The following is a 22,575-nucleotide window of genomic DNA, read 5'->3' on the forward strand; positions in this document are numbered from 1 at the left end:
ATTACTCCTTTGCGGAACCCTCCTGCTTTTGGGCCAGCCATTTTGCTTCTGCTTCCGCCAATTGAAGGTACTCAGGGACCAGCTCATGCGCATTCCCACCGTCCTGCAGTCGACGCATCGCCAAGTATCCGATATGGGCGGCACGAGGATGATGCTGCGCCGGTGTTGCGAAGCGCGCTTGCTCACCCAACCCTTGGACAATGGCTTCCCGATGCAGGCGAACATCTTCGCCAAGAAACAGGATCGGATCTCCTTGAGCCCGTTCCCGAAGAAGCGGTAGCCATTCCTGCAAGAGGATGATTTTTTCGTTCTCCTGCAAAAGGACGGACTCCATTCCTTCCGTCCGGTAGCACCCCGAGTAAACCTGGCCTCTACGCGCATCGAACAACGGCACGATCAGGCCGGGAAAACCAACTGCGTTCATAGCGACTACCTGCAAGCTTGAGATACCAATCACGGGCAAGTTCAGGGACCAGGCCATACTTTTGGCTGTTGCTACGCCGATGCGCACTCCTGTGTATGATCCGGGACCTTTTGCTACGCCCAGTCCGCTCAATTGCTCAGGCAGTGTCCCCGTTGCATCCAGCAGCTCAGAGATACAGTCCATGAGACGGATCGAATGGTTCTTTTGTTGATTGGTCGTCATCTCTGCCAAAACCCGTTCTTCCTCAACAATGGCTACACTTAACACCAGATTGGACGTGTCAATTGCCAGTACGCGCATCAAAATCAAACTCCTCACACAAATTCACGTAACGCACACCCTGCGGTACCAGCTCAATCAGACGTACGTCCTCTCCTTCTCTACCAAGCAAGACCGTTAACCGGTCTGCCGGGAGCACTTCCTCAATTAAGGAAGCCCACTCTACCACACAGACTCCTTCTCCAAAAAAGTAATCGTCAAGCCCGAGTGAGTCTGCATCATCGCCCACCCGGTAAACATCCATATGATATAACGGCAAGCGCCCCTGATACTCTTTTATGATCGTAAACGTCGGACTGTTCACCACTTGTCGAACACCGAGACCTCTGCCCAGTCCTTGGGTGAACGTCGTTTTCCCCGCTCCCAGATCTCCCTCCAGCGCCATGAAGTCTCCAGGCTGTAAAAAGGTAGCGAGTCTCTCCGCGAAGCGATGAGTCTCCTCGACCCCCGAGAGCGTCCACTTGTAAGCCATTCTTGTCATCCCCTTTTATTCGCGCTGCCCAAAATGATTGAATCCGGCTTTGGGCAATGGCATCTGCCTGCCCTCTCTTTTGCATGTGACAGATGCTTCGGCAGCACTCGATTCCACGCGGCCTATGACCGAAAATGGAATACCTGCTGCTGCGAATTGCTCCCTCAACGTATCCACGTAGCCTGCGTCTACCGTTCCTACGAGCTGGTAGTCCTCACCACCGTAAAAGGCCCAATCCAACGGGTCTTTCCCTACTTGCTCGGCATAGGATGAGAGCTCCTCGCTGATCGGAATCAAGCTGGCGTCAACACAAAGCTCCACCCGACTCGCTTCGGCAATTTCCCATAATTCCGAGGCTAGACCGTCGCTGACGTCATTTAATGCTCCACATGCCTGTGAAGTCAGCAATAATCTCCCAGCTGTCACCTGTGCGGTAGGGCGCTGATGCGCCTGTATCAGTTGTTGAAACTGGTTTGGTATTCCTTCACCTGTATTCTTTTGCTGCAACAGCAGGTGTAATCCGGCGGCAGAGCTCCCCACGTACCCGGTCACAAACACTGCCTGACCAACCTGGGCTTGGGAACGGCGTATCGCTCGTCCCTTTTCCACCTCACCCAGCACAGTTACGGAAAGATGCAGAGCGTCTGGAGCTGATACCGTATCTCCACCAATCAGCCGCACATCGTACGTTTCGCAAGCCTCATAGATGCCGTCGTAGATTTGACTGGTCTGTGTTGCCGACCAGTTGGGAGAAACCGCGATACTGACCAATGCATATCGGGCAAGCCCGCCCATGGCAGCGACATCACTTATATTACTGATGACCGCCTTGTATCCAATGTCGCTCGGGTGCATCGTTTCTTTTAAAAAATGAACGGTTTCGACCATCGCATCACAGCAAGCCACCACTTCCATGGCAGGCGTCGGAGTAAAGACAGCGGCATCATCCCCGATTCCGACGGTCAAGCCGTCTCCTTCCTGTCCGTCCGAACGTCTCGTCCATTGCCGGATCAGGGAAAATTCATCGTGTGCCACCTGGAACGCTCCTTTACGGCATAGTCAGTCCATTATAACGCTGCTGTCCAAAGGCGTGCAAGGAAGCCCCGCGCGTCCGAGTGCTTCATGAAGAGGCAGGTTCTTTCAGCTCGCGCAAGATCAGCTTTCCACTGCAGCGTCCGCAGCGGAAACGGGACGGATTCATTTTTCGCTTTCGCTTGTAGCTCATGCCACACGCCTGACAGACCAGTTCATAGCGATAAGGCAGTCTCGTACGCCCGTTACCTACCTGTTGGCAGTATCTGCTTCCTCCTACCTGTTTGAGGAGGACTTGAAAATCACGATCCGCGTGACGATAGCCCCGCTTGGCCAGGTGTAGATGGTAGTGGCACAGCTCATGCTTGATTATGGCCACGAGTTCTTCCATTCCATGCTCCTCCAAGTGCTTCGGATTCATCTCGATATCATGGGAGCGCAGCAAATATCGTCCCCCTGTCGTACGCAGCCTGCTGTTAAAGCGAGCCTGATGACGAAAGGGCACGGCAAAAAATTGGGCGGATATGTCCTCCACCAATTTCTGCAATTCCTGATCGGTCATCTCTTCTCCTCCGTTCCTCTCTTTCTTTTCACGATAGCAGTTCCGGTTGAAAAGTGCCAGACAGATAGGCTACACTGGTTGGTAGAAAAGTAGAATGGTGGAGGAGCTTATGCGCTATTTGCTGTTGCAGGAAGGTACCGGACTACAATTCGTCGCGCTGCCGGAATCGCACATGTATCAACTGGTCGCTCTTTTGAAGCGGCTGCACAAAGAAATCGACAAACTAACTATCGCAGATCGACCAGATCTCCCTCATGTCGTCGCGGAATGCGCCAACCTGGAATTGCTGAGCAATGTTTATACGATCGTGGATGGCCTGGACTATGTCAGTCAACTGGAAGCCCGCTTCGCTTCTTTGCAGGAAAGCGAGTATCCGTTGATTTCACTTTTGACGGAAATACGTGCACTGCAAGCGCAGCTGGAGTATTTGCACGAAGAAGAGTAAGGGAAAGTAAAAAATAGGTACCTCCGGTTCGTCCACTGCATACACTTGCCAGTAGACGATGAACTCCAGGAGGTACCTTCATGCCACAATGGATGCGTAGGCAGTTGCAGCGTGCCTTCAGCGGAAAGGATGTTCGGCAGATTCGTTTGCTGAACAGTTGTTGGTTCTTATATTGGGAAAAGCATGGCGGTCGTCCCGAGTAACAGGACACCGCCTTTTTGTTTACTCTTACCCCTCTGATGGTGCGATCAGGGTCAGTCCGACGCGCTGACGTTTTTCATCGATTTCCACGACCCAAACGTCCACGATATCCCCCACCGTCACCACTTCAAGCGGATGCTTTACAAAGCCTTTTTTCAAGCGCGAAATGTGCACCAGGCCATCATTTTTCAGGCCGATGTCCACGAATGCTCCGAAGTCAACGACGTTTCGAACCGTTCCTTGAAGCTTCATGCCCACTCCGAGATCTGATAGCTGGAGAACATCGCTGCGCAGCAGTGGCTTAGGCAGTTCGTCGCGCGGATCACGTCCTGGACGCAACAGACTTTCCACGATATCTGCTAACGTCGGCTCACCAATCCCTAGATCCCGTGCTATCTCTGATACGTTTAGTGACTGCAGTCGTTCCTTGCAACGGTCACTCCCGATCTCCTCTGATGCAACCCCGATTATCTGCAGAAGCTTGTGGGTCGCATCGTAGGACTCAGGGTGAATAGGGGTCTTGTCTAATGGATTACTTCCCTCCATCACGCGCAAAAAGCCGATGCATTGCTCGTACGTTTTAGCGCCAAGACGTGGCACATCCTTCAACTGAGCGCGCGAGGCAAACATGCCGACCTCGTCCCGTTTTTTCACAATATTGCCCGCCACTTGTTTGCTGATGCCAGATACATATTGCAAAAGGGAGGACGAAGCCGTATTGACGTCTACTCCTACGTGGTTTACTGCGGATTCAACGACAAATTGCAGACTGTCTGCCAGGCGGGATTGAGATACGTCATGCTGATACTGCCCGACCCCAACCGATTTCGGATCGATCTTGACCAATTCAGCCAGCGGGTCTTGTAGCCGACGCGCAATCGATGCGGCGCTCCGCTCAGCTACGTCTAGCTCAGGAAACTCTTCCTTTGCCAGTGCAGAAGCCGAGTAAACGGAAGCCCCTGCCTCGTTGACGATGATGTACATCACGTCTTTCCCAAGTTCCTTGAGCACATTGGCGATGAACTGCTCGGTTTCCCGCGATGCGGTTCCGTTGCCGATCGCTACGACCGTGACCTGATACGTCGTAATCAGTTGTTTGACCTTTGCCGCAGCCTCTGCTACCTTATTGACCGGCGGTGTAGGATACACGACGGCTACCTCAAGCAGCTTGCCCGTTTCGTCGACGACGGCCAGCTTGCAGCCTGTCCGAAACGCCGGGTCAACTCCCAGCACAACTTTGCCTTTGACAGGCGGCTGGAGCAACAGATTGCGCAGGTTTTCCGCAAATATGTGGATGGCACGCTCTTCTGCTGTCTCGGTCAACTCGGAGCGCACTTCACGCTCGATAGAAGGTGCGATCAACCGTTTGTAGGCGTCTTCAACCGTCAGTTCTAGCAACGATCGTACGACTGTCTCGCGCGGGATTACACGCCTTTGTATCCATGGCAGGATCTCCGCTACAGGAGCCTCCACCGTCACTTTCAAAATTCCTTCGCTCTCTCCGCGATTCATCGCCAGCACACGGTGCGGCACGACCTTTTTCAATGGTTCACTGTACGCATAGTACATTTGATAGACATTTTTCTCATCGGCTTCATCCGCTTTTTGCTCCGACAGCAACAGCCCTTTTTGCAAGGTGCGCTGGCGGGTCCATTGACGAATGTCCGGATCATCTGAGATATGCTCAGCTACGATGTCCATCGCCCCTTGCAAAGCAGCCTCGATGGTTTCCACACCTTTTTCCGGGTTGATATACTGAGCGGCCTCTGCATTCGGATCGCCTGTTTTTGGCAGGCTCAACAAGTAGTTAGCCAATGGCTCCAGGCCTTTTTCCTTGGCCATCGTCGCCCGCGTGCGCCGTTTCTGACGGTACGGTCGATACAGGTCTTCTACTTCCTGCAGCTTTGCTGACTGTTCGATGGCCGCTTTCAGCTCATCCGTCAGCTTGCCTTGTTCCTCGATCAGTCGAATGACTTCTTCTTTTCGTACAGACAAATTGCGCAAATAACGAACGCGTTCTTCAATGGCTCGAATTTGTGTTTCGTCCAATTGCCCGGTCATCTCTTTGCGGTAACGGGCAATAAACGGGACTGTGTTTCCTTCATCCAATAGGGCAATGGTGCGCTCTGCCTGATGAGGTTTGACGCCAGTATCCTGGGCGATTGTCTGGATCATCAATGTAAGTTCCATACATGTCCTCCTGCGCTCGTTCTTCGCCGTTTATTGTACCATATTTGCTGTTAAGGTCTGGAAAACCAGATGAGAAAAGTTGATCTCTACGAAAAAAAGAGGTGCCCGCAGACACCTCCTAGCTTATTTTTCACATGACAGTTTCATGCTGATCTACCTTTAGGGCCTCTCGCAGTTTCCCCAATGCCCTGCGCTGCAACCGCGATATGTGCATCTGGGACATGCCCATCACATCACCGGCCTGTTTTTGGCTCAAGTTTTGATAGTAAGTTAATTGTATGATTTCTTTTTCCCGCTTGTCCAAAACGTTCAAGGCTCGATCCAGCATTAAGTTCTGCTCTACCTGACCATAGCCTGATTCCTGGGATCCGATCAGGTCCAACAGCGTAATGGTATTGCCGTCACTGTCTGCTTCCAGCTCGCTGTCCATGGAGAGGGAATGATAGCTTCTCCCCATCTCCAGCGTCTCTAGCACTGCCTCTTCTGATACGCACAGATAACGCGCGATATCCGCAATTTGAGGAGAACGCTGCAGTTGTATCGTGAGTTCATCGACGACTCGCTTGATTTTCGGGCTTAGCTCTTTTACCCTGCGCGGGACATGAACACTCCAAGTCTTGTCCCGTATGTACCGTTTGATTTCACCTACGATCGTAGGGATGGCGAAGCTCTCGAACGTCCGATCAAACGACGGATCAAATCGACGTAACGACGCCAAGAGACCGATCATCCCTACCTGAACCAAATCTTCATGCATAATCTGGCCGCGGACAAACTTCTTTGACAACGTCTCTACCAGAGGCGTATACGCTCTCACCAACAGTTCCTGCAGATCCGGATCACCCGTTTCCCCGTATTGGTGAATGAACATCCTCAATTCTTCGGGATTATACTTCTTTTTCCGAGATTGTCCGGTCATAGCCAGCCACCCCATCCCGCCGAACATACTTGGTCATGGAGACCGAAACGCCGTTGTCTGAGCGAATTTCCACTTCATCCATGAGAGTATGGATCAAATAAAGACCCAATCCCCCTTCTTCCACCTCTTCTATGTCTCTCCCTGCGTAAATGGGAGTGAGTTGATCCGCAACAGGGGCGCTGTTCAACCCTTTTCCTTCGTCGGTTACCACGATCTGCAAGCGATTTGAATACACCACGCAATCCAACTGAATGGCGCCTTTTTTATCGTCATCCCGGTAAGCGTGCTTCACTGCATTACTGCATGCCTCTCCCACCGCCAGCTTGATATCCTCAATTTCTTCGTAGGAAAATCCCATGCGGTTGGCCACTCCAGAAACGGTCAGGCGCGCAACCCCCAGATAATCTGGCAGGCTGGGCAGCTTCAACTGAATCACGTCTCCCTCAGGTCTATTTTCAATCATTACTCGCTCTCTCCTTTGCGGACGGCAATTAGATCGTACAAGCCAGTAATGCGAAACAGCCTTTCCACTCGTGGAGACAGATTTTGAACGACAAAGGCGCAGTCTGTCTGTTTGCATGCTTTCATGACGGCAATAAAGATTCCGATTCCTGTACTGTCCATATACTCTACTTGTGCCAAATCAACGGCAATCACGGCCGCATTTGGTGTCTGCACCAATGTCATAATCGCTTCTTTTACTTTCGGCCCAGTAAACGCATCGATATCCCCACAAAGGTTTACTTGATGCTCCGTCTCATTGCTGGTGATCTTGATAGTCAGGTCCATCCGCATCTCCCTCCAGGTGTCGCTCATGTTCTTCGCAGTACAATCATGGTGTAATCATCTGGCAGTTCAAACTGGGAGAGCAACAAGAGCTTACTGTAAAGGCCATCTGCCATCGCTTGGGCGGATGCGCCTACTTCAGCCTTCAGGTATGATACCAACTCTTCCCTTTGTAAGTAATATCGGTCAATTTTACGTTCTGTTACACCATCAGTCAGAAGAATCAGAACATCACCCACGTCCAGGTGTACTTCCCGCTCTTGGTAGTGGCTATCCGAGCAAAGTCCTAGCGCCGCACCTTGCCCCTCCATATCGTAAAAACGGCCGTCCCGTGCACGATACACGAATCCCGGCTCATGTCCGGCTACTGCATACCGAAAACAATGCCTCCGCGTATCGTAGCAGCCAAATAACATCGTGACAAACATGCTGGGATCGATATTTCGTTCCACGACCCGATTGAGATGACCCAGCATTTCATCAGGTCCACCTATCATTTCTCCTAAGCTTTCCATCGCGTATTTCAACATCGACATACACATGGCGGCCGAGATCCCTTTGCCCGTGATGTCGGCAATCGTCAAACACATCCGCCCGTCGTCGCGCGCAATGATATTGTAATAATCACCCGATATCTGTTTGGCTGCGACGCTCACTAACCCGATGTCCACATCCGGATACACAGGGAGCTCTTGCGGCAGCAAGGATCTCTGCATCGCAGAAGCTACCGCGATCTCAGATTGCAGCTGCTTATGCTTGCTCCTCAGGCTGGTCACAGACCGATGCTCATTTCCGTATTCGATCATCACTTCCGTCAAAATGGAAAAGGAGGCACGCACGAATTCGGGCACTTCCCCCAGTTGCTTCAATGCACGCTCATGCAGATCAATCATTTCTTCCGGTGAAATATCTCGTAAAAGCAACCATTTCCCCAGCTGCTGAGCGTCATAGAGCTGGTCTTCACCTTGACCTGTCAAGTATTCCCGGAGAATTTGCACGTACTCTTTCTCTATACCCCGGGTCGGCATCTCGCTCCACCTTCCTTTGTTCAATCACGCCATTTCACGATGATGACACGCGTCCCTTCGCCTGAAGCGCTCTGAATATCGAATTCATCCATCATGCGCCTGACACCAGGCAACCCCGCCCCTAACGCACCTGAAGTAGTATAGCCGTCTTCTAACGCCTTGCGAATGTCGGGTATTCCGGGTCCAGCGTCAACCGCCGTAATTTGCAAGCCGATTGCCCCTTCGCGCTCAATCGGCGATATCGTAATGGTTCCTTTACCTGCGTACAAGTAAATATTTCGAGCCAGCTCCGAAATGGAGGTGGCCATTCGGGACTGCATTATGGTGCCAAACCCTAGTAGTCGCGACATAATTCGACCTACTTGCCTCGCAGAAACGATGTCCGACTCTGTCTCTATTTTGATTGTCTCAGGGTACAGCTCTGCCACAATCAATTAACCCCTTCCGCCCTCACTTGCAGGTAGAAATGAAATGAATGCGAAGCGAAGTCTGTTCTTCACTCTCAGAATAAACAGCAAAACGTGTCACATTTTGTCTACTATTAACTACCAACACATTCGCTACACGTACATCAAATCCCTGCCCCCAAAGCAAAAAAACCACTTGCTTCACTCAAGTGGCTTTTCCTCTCCAAAGGTCTGATCCTTGTTTTTAAAAATCAATGAGTCCCAGGCTGATCTGTAGGGATTCGTTGACACGATCCATCATCTCATCATCGAGATGTGTAATCTTATCGGTCAGCCGTTGTTTGTCAATGGTCCGAATTTGTTCCAACAGAATGACGGAGTCACGATCAAATCCATATGTTTTTGCGTCAATCTCAACGTGCGTAGGCAACTTGGCCTTTTGAATCTGTGCCGTGATGGCTGCGACGATGACCGTCGGACTAAATCGATTTCCAATGTCGTTTTGAATGACTAAAACAGGCCGCACGCCTCCTTGCTCAGAGCCAACGACCGGTGACAGGTCCGCGAAAAATACATCGCCACGTTTGACAATCACTGGTCACACCCCGCTAACTAAGCGGACAAGAGTATGGTCAGCCTCTTCTTCAGCGCCAAAAGCCTCCGATGCCATTTTCAGATTGATTTTCGCCATCTCCATATACCCTTTTTGCATCGTTTCGCGGATTGTGCGCTTTTTGCGCTCCTTTAGATACAGATGCATCGCCTGACGAATGAACTCGCTGCGATTGGATTTTTCCTTCTGAATCACGCCATCAACCTCTTGAAGCAAGTGTTGTGGCAAACTGATCATGATGCGTTTCGTGTTTGACTTCGACAAGACAAATCCACCTCCAACCATGACCGTAACTTTCATCCGCTAAGCATGTTCTCCTGCATATGTGTCAGTATGAACAATACCATTATGTCGAAACCATTGCAAAAATATACCTATCCGTACGCTTTGCAGGCTAGAAAACTTGGTTTCGCCAAGAAGTAAGCTCTGGCGAAGCCTTAGTTGCCCTTGTACTATCAACCTTAGAATTCCCTTATACATTCTGATAGTGCAAATAAACCAGCTTTTTGCGCTTACCTAGTATTCGCGCTTCAAAGCGAAACTCCTGCCGATTTTTGTTTGCTAGTTATTTACACTTTCTTTTGGAGCCTGTTTCATGGTGATGGGGTGAAACACTCCGGTCTCTTTCCCATTCCGATAGTAGACGCGAGGAATGCGGTAATTCAGCATGCAAGGTACTTCGTAGTTGATGGTGCCGATCAGCGCGGCCACCTCATCCAGCGAAATCTCGTCCTCCCCCTGCTTGCCATACAACACAATCTCGTCGTCGACCTCTGCCGTACACTGCTCAATCCTCACCATGATCTGATCCATGCAAACCCGGCCAACAATAGACGCACGCGTTCCATTGTACAAAACTTCTCCACGATTGGACAACAGGCGAGAATATCCATCTGCATATCCGATGGGAAGTGTTGCGATCTGTTCGCCTGGCTGAGCGGTATACGTCGCACCATAACTGACAGTAAACGATTCGTTTGTCGCCGTTTTCACGTGGGCGATTTTGGTCTTCAACGAGAGTGCCGGGACAAGTGCAACATCCGCACGGTCTTTCATATAGGGTGAAGGATATAATCCGTATAAACCTATGCCTAAACGGATCGTATCATACCCCCATTCAGGAAAAGCAATAGCAGCCGCTGTATTGCAGCAGTGGATCATGGGTAGATTCTTGCCTGCGGAGCGTAACGATTGCAATAAGCTTTGAAACGTTTCGTGTTGTCGTCGCACATGGGTGGTGTCCGGTTCATCGGCGCATGCAAAGTGGGTAAAAATACCTGTCCAAGCGAGTTTGTGACTTTCCTCGAGCGCGTTTACCACACGCAGCAGTTCTTCGGCTGTACGAACGCCCAAACGGCCCATACCTGTATCTGTCTTGATATGGATTCCTACAGGTGCAAGTCCTGCCTGGTGTAAAACGAGGTTCGCTTCGGCAACCCAGTCAGCATTGTAAGCAGTAAGCTCGATCTGCAATCGGCTGGCAGGCTCTACGGCCGTAGCCGGTGTATAGCCAAGCACTAAAATCGGAGCAGTAATCCCTGCTTCTCGCAAAACGATCGCTTCATCCAGCATGGCAACTGCCAGTGAATTCGCTCCACTCTCCAATGCTTGTCTTCCCACTTCGACAGACCCGTGGCCGTAGCCATCAGCTTTTACCACTGCCATGATGCCAGTTTCAGCAGGGACATGGTTCCTAAACGTTTTCACGTTGGCCGAAATGGCATCCAGATTTACCTCAACCCAAGTGTCACGACAAAACGGTTTCATTCTTATCTCCTCTTGTTCGCTTTGTTATAGTAAAACAAACGCTCGTTCAAGTGTTTGAGAAATTCACGGGAAACCATCAGCGACTCCCGCTTTCCTCCCACTCTGTAGATATGACGGCCTTCATAAATCTGTTCAACTTCGGAGAGTGGATAGCTGGTTTCCTTGCCTGACATGGTGATGATCAGGTGAGTTTTCGTCAGCTTGTACACAGGACGAAGCATGGATTTGTAAAGGAAGGGGGCCAGACCTACGACCCCAATCGCAATCGCAAAGGCGAGTACTTTGAATGCCGTGTTGTTACTGGGAAGAATTTGAGCGAGGATCAGCATCCCCAGGACAAATGCAACTGTCTCCATCACGCGCATTCGTACGCTTTTGCGCAGGAGCATGTCCTTGTACGAGGATTCTTCCTGGTACAAGACATCCGTAGACGGTTTTTTCATGAAATGCATGCCACCTCATTACGATAGAAGTTACTCTGAATGTATCGCGTTTGCCTGCTGTGTGTCAATTCAGGGAATGACGATTGCTGCCACTGTCTTCCACATTTATATGAATGAACTGGTTTACATCGAACAGCCCCTGGTCCGTCAATTTGAGCGACGGAATAACAGGTAAGGCTAAAAAGGAAAGTGTAAGGAATAGCTGGAAGGAAGTCGGAGCGCCTAATTCACGCAAAGCATGCTCAAGCTCGTCCAGCCCACGGCATACATCCTCCGCTCTTTGATTGGAGATCAGCCCCGCAATCGGCAAGCGGAGTGATGCCAATACCTTCCCTTTATCTACCACGACCAAACCACCCTGCATCTCCTTGATGGCTTCCACTGCGAACAGCATGTCCGCGTCGTTCGTTCCTGCGACGATGAGATTGTGCGAGTCATGGGCAACGGTCGACGCAATCGCCCCTCTTTGCAATCCCAATCCTTTGAGGATTCCAAGGCCCACATTTCCTGTCAGGTGATGACGTTCAATCACTGCCATTTTCAGCAGATCCTGTTCAACAGAAGGCACAAAGATGCCCTGCTCTGTCGGTACATCTACGACGAGATGTTCGGTGACGATCTTGTTTGGGATGATCCCGATGACGTGTGCCTTCCCGCTCGAAACCGGAATCGCTAATTGCTCGGTGACCAGTGGCTTGATTTGCACGCTATCGGTCAACGCCTCCCCCATTTTTTCTACTTTTGCGGATCGATGCGGGAAAATCCCTTCCACCACGGTGCCTTGTTCTGCTACCAGCTTGCCGTTTTTGTATACCTGATGAATAACGACTTCCTCGAGGTTGTCCAACAGAAGGAAATCAGCCGTATATCTTGGAGCAATCGCCCCTTTGTCTTGCAGCTGGAAGCATTCTGCCGCGTTGAGCGATGCCATCTGGATAGCCGTTATTGCCGGAATGCCACGCTCTATGACCATACGGACGTGGTGATCGATACTTCCTTCACGAATTAGCTCATCCAAATGCTTGTCGTCCGTCACGAACAGACATCTGCGCGCGTTGCGTTCGTTCACGACGGGAAGCAGTGCCTCCAGATCCTTGGCTGCCGTTCCCTGACGAATCATCAGATACATGCCCCGCTGCAGTCGTTCCTTGGCCTCCTGCACATTCACGCACTCATGATCTGTCTTGATCTGTGCGGTGCGGTACACATTGATGGCTTGAGTATCGAGTCCTGCTGCGTGCCCATCGATCTGTTTGCTTTGTGCAAGCGTCGCAGTCAGCTTGTCCAGCATGCCTTCTGTGGCATTCATGACGGCCGGATAATCCATGACCTCAGCCAAGCCCAGTACTCGCGGATGGGAGAGGAATGGATCGAGATCTTCCTGCTCCAAAACAGCACCTGAGTGCTCAAAGGAGGTCGCCGGGACGCAGGAGGGCAACATCACTTTTACATCAAAGGGAAGACCCTCCGATTCTGCCAGCATAAACTCGATGCCGCGTACACCTGCGACATTGGCGATTTCGTGCGGATCCGTAATGACGGTCGTGACTCCGTGCGGTAAAAGAACACGTGCAAACTCGGAAGGAACGACCATCGAGGACTCGATATGCACATGTCCGTCAATAAAAGCGGGGGAGATGTATTTTCCTTCCGCATCGATCACGGTATGCCCCTCATATTGCCCGATGCCGACAAATACTCCATCTGCAATCGCCACATCGCCTTGCAAGAGCTCCCCATTGAAAACATCGATGATGGTTCCGTTCTTGATGACGGTATCGGCTTTTTCCCTGCCAGCCGCTACAGCAATTTGTTTTCGCAAGACTTCTTTGGAGACGGTCACAGATGCTACACCTCTTCCTCGCTAAATATTTTTTAATGAATTCCATTTTACATTTCATCGCCCCATGAAGGAAGACGTGCAGCATCTTTTCAACATCTTGCGACCAAACGGATCATTCCTTTTCATTTTTCCCGAGATGGCCCGCCTGGTAGTAAGGTTTGGTCATAGTCAGCCAGATATGGTATAGATGCACGAGTCACTCCAATGAGTGAAGGATCGATCTCATGTAATAGGATACACGTCTCCTCTCGCGGTGCTTCACACAGCACGTGACCATCAGGTGCGACCAGCTTGCTCTTCCCGCAGCTCCCTTCCCCCACTGTATTTACACCCAGGAGGAACACGGTATTGTCCAAAGCACGAGCAGGCAGCTGTATATCCCATCTGGATTCGGCAGGAAAGCTCCACACGGAGGGAACGATAAGGAGCTCAGCTCCTTGAAGGGCAAGCAAACGGGCAGGCTCGGGAAATTCAATATCGTAACAGATGAGAACACCGATATTCCCTACAGATGTGTGTATCGTACGATAGACTCTTTCCCCATCGGTAAAGCTAGCCTTTTCCTTCCCCCAGACAAACGACTTTCGGTACGTAGCCAAAAGCTCACCCGTATTCTCAATAACGGCTAGCGAAATGTAGAGACGATCCTCTTCCTTCTCAGCAAACGGCAGCACAATGACCGTCCTCCACTTTTTCGCCAACTCCCGAAAGAGGCTAACAGTCTTCCCGGCAGGTGTCTCTGCGAGTTCTAGAAATTGTTCTTTCGTCAGATGGTAACCAGTCTTCCATAATTCAGGAAAAACAATCAAATGGGCTCCATCCCGCGCGGCCTGCTCTCCCATTTGAATTGCTTGCTGTTGATTTGCCTCTACCTTTCCAGAGTCAGGTTTCATCTGAATCGCTGCAACTTTATGCAATGCTTTCCACCTCGCATCTCGGCAGGGAGTACACTCTCCCACAATTTGTTGTTTTCGGATGATCACTTTATGCAAATGAAAAAAAAGAGACCGGATGATTTTCCGGTCATATCAGTCAAACGCTTACTATCATTCCTAGGATCGACCTAAGCTGGCGAGGTCCACTTCCATTTGAAACCACGCCATAAGTTTCAGGAAGTATGCCCCTGGCTTTCCTGATCCCACCACCCAGTCATTCACCTTTACGACGGGAACAACCTCCTGCGTCGTGCTCGTTATCATCACCTCGTCAGCTACCTCGATATCCTCCATCGTTAGCCGTGTTTCCAGCACCGGGATATCATGTCCCTTAAGGATCTGAATGATTTTTTGGCGAGTAATGCCGTTTAATATCGATTGATCCGTAATTGGGGTCTTAAAGACACCATCCTTCACGATAAAAAGATTCGTGGAGGTGCCTTCTTTTACTTCGTTGTCACGGATAAAGATGGCTTCGTGTCCACCCTTTTGGCGGGCTTTTTCTTTTGCCAAAATATTCGGCAACAGGCAGATAGACTTGATATAGCAATTATTCCAGCGTTCATCAGGAAACGTGAACACCCTCACGCCTTCTGTACGCTCCTTCTCCAAAACGGGTACTCCCTCTTTCCAGATGATGTACAAGTTGGATGGTACCCCCTCTGGAAACAAATGATTTCGCGGTGCCGTACCGCGTGTGACCTGAATGTAGACGGTCCCCTCGCCAATGCCTGTTTTCTCAATACCCGCTAACACTACTGCAGCAATTTCTTCTACCGTTTTCGGGAGGACAAGCATCACGCTTTGGGCGGATTGCTCAAGTCTGACCAAGTGCTCTTTGAGGGTAAAGGGAACTCCTCGATACAGACGAATCATTTCGTACACACCGTCACCGAACTGCAAACCTCTTTCCTCAACTGGCAACACGGGTTCGTCCAGGCGGACATAACGCTCGTTAAAATAGGCAAGATTTTTGCTCAAGAAGAATCTCTCCTTATTTCCCGCTTTTCTCAAATGCTATGTCAAATGCCGTTTTTGGGAGCACGTATTTCGCCGTTTTCAAGGGGTTTACCATTTGCGACACTCGTAAATCGCCACTGATCCCCATCAGGCACACAATCTCGTTCGTCTCGTAGCCAAGAAGACGCTCACGTAAAAATTCAAACATGTACTCTGACGCCGACTGGCATGCCTCGTCCATCGTTGTAGAGGAGGCAACCACGTAGAAATGTTCGGAGTCCTCTACAACCGGTGTGGGAAACTGTTTTCCTTTCAGTACCTCTACCTTTACTCGGACACGACCGCCGATCTCTACTCCGCAAATCGGCACCTCTCCATCGCCCATCAGTGCATGTAGATCCCCGATCGCCAAATTGGCTCCGTCAACAGAAACCGGCAGGTAGACAATCGCGCCTGCTGTTATTTCCTTCGTATCCATATTGCCGCCGTGCGTGCCTGGGGAGTACGTAGAAATATCACTGCTCTCTGGTGAAACGCCAATCACGCCAATCATCGGTTTCACTGGAAGAGCAAGCTGTTCGTGAAAATGAACCATCCCATCCACAATGCGAAATTTTTTCACTTCAGCTTCTGTCACATACTTATGCAACACTCCGGCACCAGGCCTCAGATACATCGTTCCTACCTCATCCAGATCGATGGAAATCACTGTGATCTTTAGCGTATCTCCCGGCTTTGCATCGTTAATGGCAACAGGGCCTGTCGCCGGATTCATCCCCTGCAAGGCAAACAACTGGTTTTTGGAGGGGGCTGTTAATTGCTCGCGATAGCAATCAAAGGTCTCGAATACGATCTCAGACCCAGAGTCGACAGTCTTGACAGGTTGGAGGTCGGGTGAAAAGGAATAAATATGATTGGTTTTGGCAACAAACTTCATGTCAAACCTCCTTCTTTATCTGCTGCACGGACGTTTCCTTGCGCTTCCTAGTTCCGAATGATGCCAATACCCCTGCTATCCCCATTGGAGAGAAACGCATGACAAGGACGAGAATCAGGCCAAATACCATCAGGTGATAATTGCCAAACTCTTTCACATATTCGGAGATAAGACTCAGGGAAACTCCGCCCAATAACGGGCCGATGAATGTACCCAAACCACCAATGACAGACATGGAAATAACAATGCCCATCTCTGTAATCGTCGCCATTTCTGGACTGACCAGCAATGTATAGTGGGCCAAAAATGCGCCGGCCAATCCTGCGATGGCAGACGATATGGCAAAGACGATTACTTTGTGACGAACTACCTTGGTACCCATTGCTGCTGCAGCCGTCTCATCTTCGCGGATGGCACGGATGGTCAATCCAAAGTCAGATTTGACCAGCTTTTGAATGCCAATTAACACAATCATAACGACAAGAGCGATCGCCGTGTAGTAGTAAGTCACTTTGCTGCCTGACTCACCAAACAACCCAGGTACGCTCAACCCGACTTGCCCATTGGTAATTTCATACTCCAAACTAATGACGATCCGGTAGATCTCCGAGAACGCGATCGTTGTTAACGCGAGGTAGCTCCCGCTCATGCGAAGCGTCAAAATACCAATCAGCATTCCAACAAGACCAGTGACAAGGGACCCGCACAGCATGGAAATAACCGGGTGAATTCCCAGCTTCAGCGACAATAATCCGGATGTGTACGCCCCTAACGAAGCCAACGCCATGTGGGCAAAGGATACCTGTCCCGAATAGCCGGCAAGCAGATTCCAGCTAGAGGATAATATGACGTAGAAGCAAGCCAGAATGACAATATGCAGGGTATATTCGTTAGCGAACAAAGGCAGCACCAAAGCCACCAGCAGTAAGCCCAACACCATTTTCTTCTCTAATTGTTCCATTGCGCCCCTCCAAACAGCCCTTTCGGTTTAAAGAGCAAAATGAGGATCAAAATCAGGAAGCTGTAAACATCCCGATAGGCAGGGGACAACAGAAAGACGCCCATGCTCTCGACAATACCGACCAACAATGAACCGTAAATGGCCCCTTTTATCGATCCCATCGATCCTAAGACAATGATGACGAATGACTTGATAGCGGGCACAGTCCCCATGATGGGATATACGAGAAAGACCGGACCCAGCAACGCCCCCGCCGCACCGGCCATACATGCTCCCAGTCCAAAAGCGATACTGCCTAGCCGCTTCGCATTAATCCCCATAATGGCGCTGGCATCCCGATCCTGGGAGATCGCCCTCAGTGCCGTTCCCAGCCACGTTTTATTGATGATAAACAGCGTGCAAAGCAGGACCCCAATCGCTATGACGGCAGCTAGTACCTTTCCAGAGCTCAGCGTAATCACGCCTAAGTTGATAACGCCACTTGTGAGAGCAGGAGCGCTTTTTTGAAACGGGCCAAATACGGCCAAGGCCATATTAATTAAAAAGAGCGAGAGACCAAAGGTAATAAGCAACGCATATTCATCTTTCCGCTCTACCTTGTTTTCAAAGAGAGGCGTCAGCAATGCCTTTTCTATCAACATCCCGATGATAAACGTAGCAAGAATAGCCACGAATATTCCTAAAATGGGATGCAGTCCCATAGTCTGACTCACAAAGTAAGAAACGTACGCTCCCAGCATGTAGAACTCGCCATGCGAGAAGTTAACAATTTTCAAAACGCCAAAAATGATCGTCAGTCCAAGAGCCATTAAGCCATAGATGGAGCCAATGATCAGCCCGTTTACTAGTTGCGCAAGCATCGGTGAGAGTTCGTTCATAGTAAGTCTCCTTCCGTCAGAACTTGAGCCATGATTCAACCACCTGTTTTAAATTCTTCTCGATGTCCTCTGCCGCACTCTCCGAAGAGACCTGACCACGTTCCAAAACATACACGTAATCGGAGTAAGCGATGGACTCCCGAATGTTTTGATCCACCATCAATAGAGTGATGCCCTCGTCTTTGAGCTCATGGAGAACACGGTATACTTCTTTAGCTATTTTGGGTGACAGCCCGGCTGACGGTTCATCGACCAGAATGAGTTTTGGACCTGGCATCAGCGTTCGGGCGATTTCCAGCATCCGTTTCTGCCCGCCACTCATTAAGCCAGCCGACTCCCTTCGTTTCTGCTTGAGGATCGGGAACTTTTCATACATATATTCGATACGCTGGGCCACTCTCGCTGACTCCTTCTTAAATGACCAAGCACCCAGCTTTAGATTTTCTTCAATCGTCAAGTCCGGCAATACACTGACCCGCTGCAATAGAAAGCCGATCCCCAGGCTGGCCAACTGATGGGAAGGATGGCCACTGATCTCTTCCCCCTGAAAGCGAATCGAACCTCTACTCGGTGTAACGAATCCAAAGATAGTTTTCAACAGCGTCGATTTCCCGGCACCGTTTGGTCCGATCAAGAGAGTCAGCTTGTTCTCTTTCGCCGTTAACGACAGATCATTTAAAATTTGGATTTTACCGTACCCTGCTTCAACATTGGACACTTCCAGCATGAGACTCCTCCTTAGCCCAGATAGGCCTCGACCACTTGCGGATTGGAATGGACCACCTTTGGGTCGCCATCTGCGATTACCTCGCCCGCTGCTACCGCAATCAATCGCGTGCTTACCTCCATGATGGCCGGAATATTGTGCTCAATCATCACAAAGGACTTGCCACGCGCATGAAGCTTCAGCAACGTATCGAGAAAGTTTTGGATCATATTCGGGTGAAACCCCGCAGTCGGTTCGTCGAGGAAAATCAACTCCGAATTCAGCATCACCGTCCGGATAAACTCCAGCAATCTCTGCTGCCCGACAGATAGATTTTGCGCCTGCTCGTCTATGTGATTATGCAGCCTCACCAGCTCCAACAATTCCTTTGCTTCCTCTTCTGCCTCCTTTTTGTTTTTCTTCAGCTGAATGGCCGGAATCATCAGGTTTTCCCAAACGGTGAGGTGTTTGAACAGACGCAGATTTTGGAAGGTACGGCCGATACCCATTCGTGCTTTTTCTTCCAAGGGCGCCTTGGTAATTTCCTTGTTCCGATACTCGATTGTCCCTTCATCCGGCTGATACACTCCGGTGATCGTATGCAGCAATGTAGATTTACCTGATCCATTGGGGCCGATGATACCGACGATTTCTCCTTTGTTGATCTGCAAGTTCACTTGGTTGACTGCAATGGTGCCACCAAAGCGTTTCGTCAAGTTGGTTACCTTTAGCACGTGTACACTTCCCTCCTTTGTAAAGATGATCCATCAATCCGCGAGCAAAGCTACCTGTAAGACAAATAGAGAGGTGAGGTCCCTGATCTGGATGCGCTGTCATTTGCAGGAGCTTTCACCTCCCATCATCCTGTTTATTTTTCCGGCTTTACGTACTGTGCGGTAGAGACATCCTTAGGGAAAAGGATCTCTGCATCATCCGGACTTTGATTGATTTGTGTGTACTGCATAAACAACAGCGATGGCAGCCAGTTATGGTAATCGACCCCCTTTTCCGCTGGGAATGTAATGGTTCCTCGTGTTCCCTCTAGCTTGGCTTCCTCTAGAGCCTTGATGACCTTGGCAGATTCAGTCGAGCCAGCGCGGGTAATCGCATCTGCCAACAACAGCACCGTGTCGTAAGCATGAAGGGCTGCATAGGTAGGCTTCCTGCCGTTTTTCTCCTCATACGCTTTCACCACTGGCTGCGTCAAATCGGTGAATTTCGCCTTCGGGTGATACGGCGCTTGCCAGATCAGATATTTTGCGGCTTCCCCTGTCGTCTCCCAAATTTCCGGGTAGGCTGCGTCGGCTCCGCCCATCAGCATGGCCGTTTTTGCGGACGGGGCAATTCCTAATTCATGCGCTTGCTTCACTACCAAGTAGCACCCGACACCCGTCATAATATTTAAAATAATGTCCGGCTGAAAATCTTTCGTCAGGTCGAGTAACTGCGGCACAAAATCCTTGGTGTTTCGATCAACGACGATACTTTTAAAAGGAATTCCTTTATCCGTCAGTTGCTTTTTCAACAAATCGACGTTTCCAATCCCCCAGTCGCTATCTTCGGCGAGGATGGCTACATTTTTAAATCCGGCGAATTCTACATACTCGACGACACGCTTGGAAAACATCGAATTGTTCGGTGCTACGCGAAAGATATTTTCATAGCCCTTTTCCGTAATGGCGTCCGACCACGCTTCCGCTACGATAAAAGGAACATTGTCTCTCTTCGCCACTTCTATCTCTGCTAATGCAGCAGAACTGTGCCCCTCCCCTGCGATAGCGACTACCTGTTCCTTTTTAATCAACTTTTCCATCGCAGATTGACCCTTCTCAGGAGAACCGGCGCTATCCTCATAAAACAACTGTAGCTTCTTACCCAACACACCCTTTTGATTGACGTCATCCACTGCTAGCTGCATGGCTTTCTGAATTTCTTCGCCCAGAACAGGACTGCCCGGCGGAGTTAACGGTCCGATACCGCCGATCTTGATCACATCGGTTCCACTCCCAGACGAATTTGATGTGCTGTTGGTTTGCGTTGTGTTTGAAGAACAACCTGCCAACGAGAAAAGTGTTAACGATAAAGCCAATGACAAAATCCCTACTTTTCGCAAAGGATAACCCCCTCTACCTATTTTTTTAGACATCTCTCTAAAATTGCAAAAAAGATGCCAATAGAAAAACCGGTGAAATTTCAAAGAAATTATTCACCGGCGCATAACGGAAGTATTAAAATTATAAAAATTCGGTCTTTTTCAACTATTTATTTTTGAGTAGGCACTATGCATTATTGAATATTGTACTTCTTCAGCTTTCTGCTTACACTCGGCTGGCTGATTCCTAGTGCCTCTGCCATCTTCGTCGTGGTTTTGTACAGATCAAAAGCTCGTTGTAACAGCTGTCTCTCCACTTCCTCAACCGCTTCCGTTATCGGGAGTAGATCAAAGACTTTGATTCCGTTCTTTCCGCTTGCTACCATATTGGTGATACTGCTGGGGATCTGTTCGCTCGTAATAATGTCTCCCTTTGAGGTGACTACCAGTCTTTCAATTAGATTTTCCAGTTCACGTACATTCCCCGGCCACTCGTATTTCTCCAAGATATGATAACACTTGTCGCTCAGCTGTTTATTCAAATTGTATTTACGTGAGTAATAATCGAGAAAATAACGGGTGAGTAAAGGAATCTCCTCTGGTCTCTCTCTGAGTGGTGGGATTTCCATGGGGATCACGTGAATCCGGTAGTAGAGGTCTTCACGAAATTCACCGTTTTCCACCATTCTCTTTAGGTTTTTGTTGGTTGCTGTAATCAATTTGATATCAATTTTCTTCGGAGTGGAACCTCCCAGGCGCGTAATCGTTTTTTCCTGCAGAGTGGTTAACAGCTTCACTTGCAGCCTGAGCGGCAATTCACCAATCTCATCCAAGAACAGAGTTCCGCCGTTTGCTTTTTCAAATAGACCCATTTTGCCTTCTTTGCCTGCCCCCGTAAAAGCTCCCTTTTCGTAACCGAACAACTCCGATTCCAACAGGGTATCGGGAATCGCGCCGCAATTAATCTGGACGAAATGTTTATCCTTACGTGCACTGTTTTTATGAATGTACTTGGCTAGGACGCCTTTGCCGACCCCTGATTCCCCGAGCAAAATGACGGTGGAGTCTACCTGCGCCAACCGTTTTGCCATTTCCACGATGTGCTCCATGCTACTGCTTCGATAGATGAAAGAAGCATCTTCTTTGTTTTCATTGGAGTATTTGTCCATTTCTTCGAAGTATATCGAGCTGAGGTGTTTCACTTCGTTTAATTCACTCTGTAACTTTTCTTGATGCGTGATATCGGTTGAAATGTTGACCACGCCTAAGAAATTGCCAGCCTTATCAAATATAGGCGTACCCACTACAAACAACTTCCGATTTTGAAAAGTGGTCTGAATCGTGTGCACTTTTTTCCTCTCTCGAATCACCCTCATTGTAATCGTCGGCTTGAAATACCCAAGATTATAAAAATCTTCAATGTTCCTACCAAGCATCTCGTTACGTGATACCCCAATAAATTGTTCATACGTTTCTGTACAATAGATCGTTTTCCCTTCGGCATCGGTGACGTGAACGATATCGTACAAAGAATTCAGCATCGCTTCCAAATCAATATTGGTCATGATTGATTCCACCTCCTAATGAGTAAAAAGCCCGGAGTAGCTCTTATGTTTTCTCCCAAGATGAAATTTTTCACGAACAACATCATTCCAGATAGATTCCCCCGTATCGAAGTGATGACCATATTTTCGC

At 49.6% G+C, this 22,575-nt stretch carries 26 protein-coding genes; 2 read left to right on the forward strand and 24 right to left on the reverse strand.

The window, feature by feature from the left end:
• Position 1: 1 nt before the first annotated feature.
• From tsaB to AN963_RS28480, 4 genes are all read right to left on the reverse strand, one after another.
• Positions 2-724 carry a tRNA (adenosine(37)-N6)-threonylcarbamoyltransferase complex dimerization subunit type 1 TsaB gene (tsaB, locus tag AN963_RS28465; protein WP_055747934.1) on the reverse strand — a complete coding sequence of 241 codons (723 nt, stop codon included), beginning with the start codon at positions 722-724 and terminating at the stop codon, positions 2-4.
• Positions 705-1,175: a tRNA (adenosine(37)-N6)-threonylcarbamoyltransferase complex ATPase subunit type 1 TsaE gene (gene tsaE / locus AN963_RS28470; RefSeq protein ID WP_055747935.1), complete on the reverse strand. Its 471-nt coding sequence runs from the start codon at positions 1,173-1,175 to the stop codon at positions 705-707. The genes tsaB and tsaE overlap by 20 nt, the downstream gene beginning before the upstream one ends.
• Before the next feature lie 15 nt (positions 1,176-1,190).
• Complete coding sequence (thiL, locus tag AN963_RS28475; protein WP_055747936.1) at positions 1,191-2,210, reverse strand: thiamine-phosphate kinase; 1,020 nt, start codon at positions 2,208-2,210, stop codon at positions 1,191-1,193.
• Between the two features lie 85 nt (positions 2,211-2,295).
• Positions 2,296-2,769: a SprT family protein gene (locus AN963_RS28480; protein ID WP_055747937.1), complete on the reverse strand. Its 474-nt coding sequence runs from the start codon at positions 2,767-2,769 to the stop codon at positions 2,296-2,298.
• A 109-nt stretch (positions 2,770-2,878) separates the two neighbouring features.
• Here AN963_RS28480 and AN963_RS28485 point away from each other — a divergent pair, with 109 nt between their 5' ends.
• The gene (locus AN963_RS28485) at positions 2,879-3,214 is read left to right on the forward strand and encodes a hypothetical protein (protein WP_055747938.1); all 336 of its coding nucleotides are present in this window, start codon (positions 2,879-2,881) and stop codon (positions 3,212-3,214) included.
• Positions 3,215-3,294: 80 nt separating this feature from the next.
• The gene (gene cmpA / locus AN963_RS31050) at positions 3,295-3,417 is read left to right on the forward strand and encodes a cortex morphogenetic protein CmpA (protein ID WP_152985748.1); all 123 of its coding nucleotides are present in this window, start codon (positions 3,295-3,297) and stop codon (positions 3,415-3,417) included.
• Positions 3,418-3,442: 25 nt separating this feature from the next.
• Here cmpA and AN963_RS28490 read toward each other — a convergent pair whose 3' ends face one another.
• The 20 genes from AN963_RS28490 to AN963_RS28585 all read right to left on the reverse strand — a co-directional run bounded on the left by AN963_RS28490 (position 3,443) and on the right by AN963_RS28585 (position 22,445).
• Positions 3,443-5,605, reverse strand: a complete 2,163-nt coding sequence (locus tag AN963_RS28490) for a Tex family protein (protein ID WP_055747939.1) — start codon at positions 5,603-5,605, stop codon at positions 3,443-3,445.
• 130 nt (positions 5,606-5,735) lie between these two features.
• On the reverse strand, positions 5,736-6,524 hold the full coding sequence (gene sigB, locus AN963_RS28495; protein ID WP_055747940.1) for an RNA polymerase sigma factor SigB: 789 nt from the start codon (positions 6,522-6,524) through the stop codon (positions 5,736-5,738).
• Positions 6,493-6,987: an anti-sigma B factor RsbW gene (gene rsbW, locus AN963_RS28500; protein ID WP_055747941.1), complete on the reverse strand. Its 495-nt coding sequence runs from the start codon at positions 6,985-6,987 to the stop codon at positions 6,493-6,495. Before rsbW ends, sigB begins: the two co-directional genes overlap by 32 nt.
• Entirely contained in the window at positions 6,987-7,313 is a 327-nt protein-coding gene (locus AN963_RS28505; protein WP_055747942.1) for an anti-sigma factor antagonist, read from the reverse strand. Before AN963_RS28505 ends, rsbW begins: the two co-directional genes overlap by 1 nt.
• Positions 7,314-7,336: 23 nt before the next feature.
• Complete coding sequence (locus AN963_RS28510; RefSeq protein WP_055747943.1) at positions 7,337-8,338, reverse strand: PP2C family protein-serine/threonine phosphatase; 1,002 nt, start codon at positions 8,336-8,338, stop codon at positions 7,337-7,339.
• A 20-nt stretch (positions 8,339-8,358) separates the two neighbouring features.
• Positions 8,359-8,688, reverse strand: coding sequence for an anti-sigma regulatory factor (locus AN963_RS28515; protein WP_407922573.1), 330 nt, complete (start codon positions 8,686-8,688; stop codon positions 8,359-8,361).
• 301 nt (positions 8,689-8,989) lie between these two features.
• Positions 8,990-9,340, reverse strand: coding sequence for a type II toxin-antitoxin system PemK/MazF family toxin (locus AN963_RS28520; protein ID WP_005830205.1), 351 nt, complete (start codon positions 9,338-9,340; stop codon positions 8,990-8,992).
• A gap of 3 nt (positions 9,341-9,343) precedes the next feature.
• A complete protein-coding gene (locus AN963_RS28525; protein ID WP_025845698.1) occupies positions 9,344-9,643 on the reverse strand; it encodes a CopG family ribbon-helix-helix protein in 300 nt (99 codons plus the stop codon).
• A gap of 276 nt (positions 9,644-9,919) precedes the next feature.
• A complete protein-coding gene (gene alr / locus AN963_RS28530) occupies positions 9,920-11,125 on the reverse strand; it encodes an alanine racemase (RefSeq protein ID WP_055747945.1) in 1,206 nt (401 codons plus the stop codon).
• 2 nt (positions 11,126-11,127) lie between these two features.
• Positions 11,128-11,568, reverse strand: coding sequence for a hypothetical protein (locus tag AN963_RS28535; protein ID WP_055747946.1), 441 nt, complete (start codon positions 11,566-11,568; stop codon positions 11,128-11,130).
• 64 nt (positions 11,569-11,632) lie between these two features.
• Positions 11,633-13,411 carry an adenine deaminase gene (gene ade, locus AN963_RS28540; protein WP_055747947.1) on the reverse strand — a complete coding sequence of 593 codons (1,779 nt, stop codon included), beginning with the start codon at positions 13,409-13,411 and terminating at the stop codon, positions 11,633-11,635.
• Between the two features lie 122 nt (positions 13,412-13,533).
• On the reverse strand, positions 13,534-14,328 hold the full coding sequence (locus AN963_RS28545; protein ID WP_055747948.1) for a nitrilase-related carbon-nitrogen hydrolase: 795 nt from the start codon (positions 14,326-14,328) through the stop codon (positions 13,534-13,536).
• Between the two features lie 135 nt (positions 14,329-14,463).
• Entirely contained in the window at positions 14,464-15,327 is an 864-nt protein-coding gene (locus AN963_RS28550) for an aminotransferase class IV (RefSeq protein WP_055747949.1), read from the reverse strand.
• 13 nt (positions 15,328-15,340) lie between these two features.
• Positions 15,341-16,243: an acetamidase/formamidase family protein gene (locus tag AN963_RS28555; protein WP_055747950.1), complete on the reverse strand. Its 903-nt coding sequence runs from the start codon at positions 16,241-16,243 to the stop codon at positions 15,341-15,343.
• 1 nt (position 16,244) lies between these two features.
• Complete coding sequence (locus AN963_RS28560) at positions 16,245-17,204, reverse strand: branched-chain amino acid ABC transporter permease (protein WP_083497119.1); 960 nt, start codon at positions 17,202-17,204, stop codon at positions 16,245-16,247.
• Positions 17,192-18,082 (reverse strand): branched-chain amino acid ABC transporter permease, encoded by an 891-nt coding sequence (locus AN963_RS28565; protein ID WP_055747951.1) that lies wholly within the window; start codon positions 18,080-18,082, stop codon positions 17,192-17,194. The genes AN963_RS28560 and AN963_RS28565 overlap by 13 nt, the downstream gene beginning before the upstream one ends.
• A 16-nt stretch (positions 18,083-18,098) precedes the next feature.
• Complete coding sequence (locus AN963_RS28570; RefSeq protein WP_055747952.1) at positions 18,099-18,809, reverse strand: ABC transporter ATP-binding protein; 711 nt, start codon at positions 18,807-18,809, stop codon at positions 18,099-18,101.
• Between the two features lie 11 nt (positions 18,810-18,820).
• Positions 18,821-19,522, reverse strand: coding sequence for an ABC transporter ATP-binding protein (locus AN963_RS28575; protein ID WP_083497120.1), 702 nt, complete (start codon positions 19,520-19,522; stop codon positions 18,821-18,823).
• Between the two features lie 134 nt (positions 19,523-19,656).
• Positions 19,657-20,781, reverse strand: a complete 1,125-nt coding sequence (locus AN963_RS28580; RefSeq protein WP_055747954.1) for an ABC transporter substrate-binding protein — start codon at positions 20,779-20,781, stop codon at positions 19,657-19,659.
• 293 nt (positions 20,782-21,074) lie between these two features.
• Complete coding sequence (locus tag AN963_RS28585; RefSeq protein ID WP_055747955.1) at positions 21,075-22,445, reverse strand: sigma-54 interaction domain-containing protein; 1,371 nt, start codon at positions 22,443-22,445, stop codon at positions 21,075-21,077.
• Positions 22,446-22,575: the final 130 nt, after the last annotated feature.

Source organism: Brevibacillus choshinensis (assembly GCF_001420695.1).
Classification (GTDB): domain Bacteria; phylum Bacillota; class Bacilli; order Brevibacillales; family Brevibacillaceae; genus Brevibacillus; species Brevibacillus choshinensis.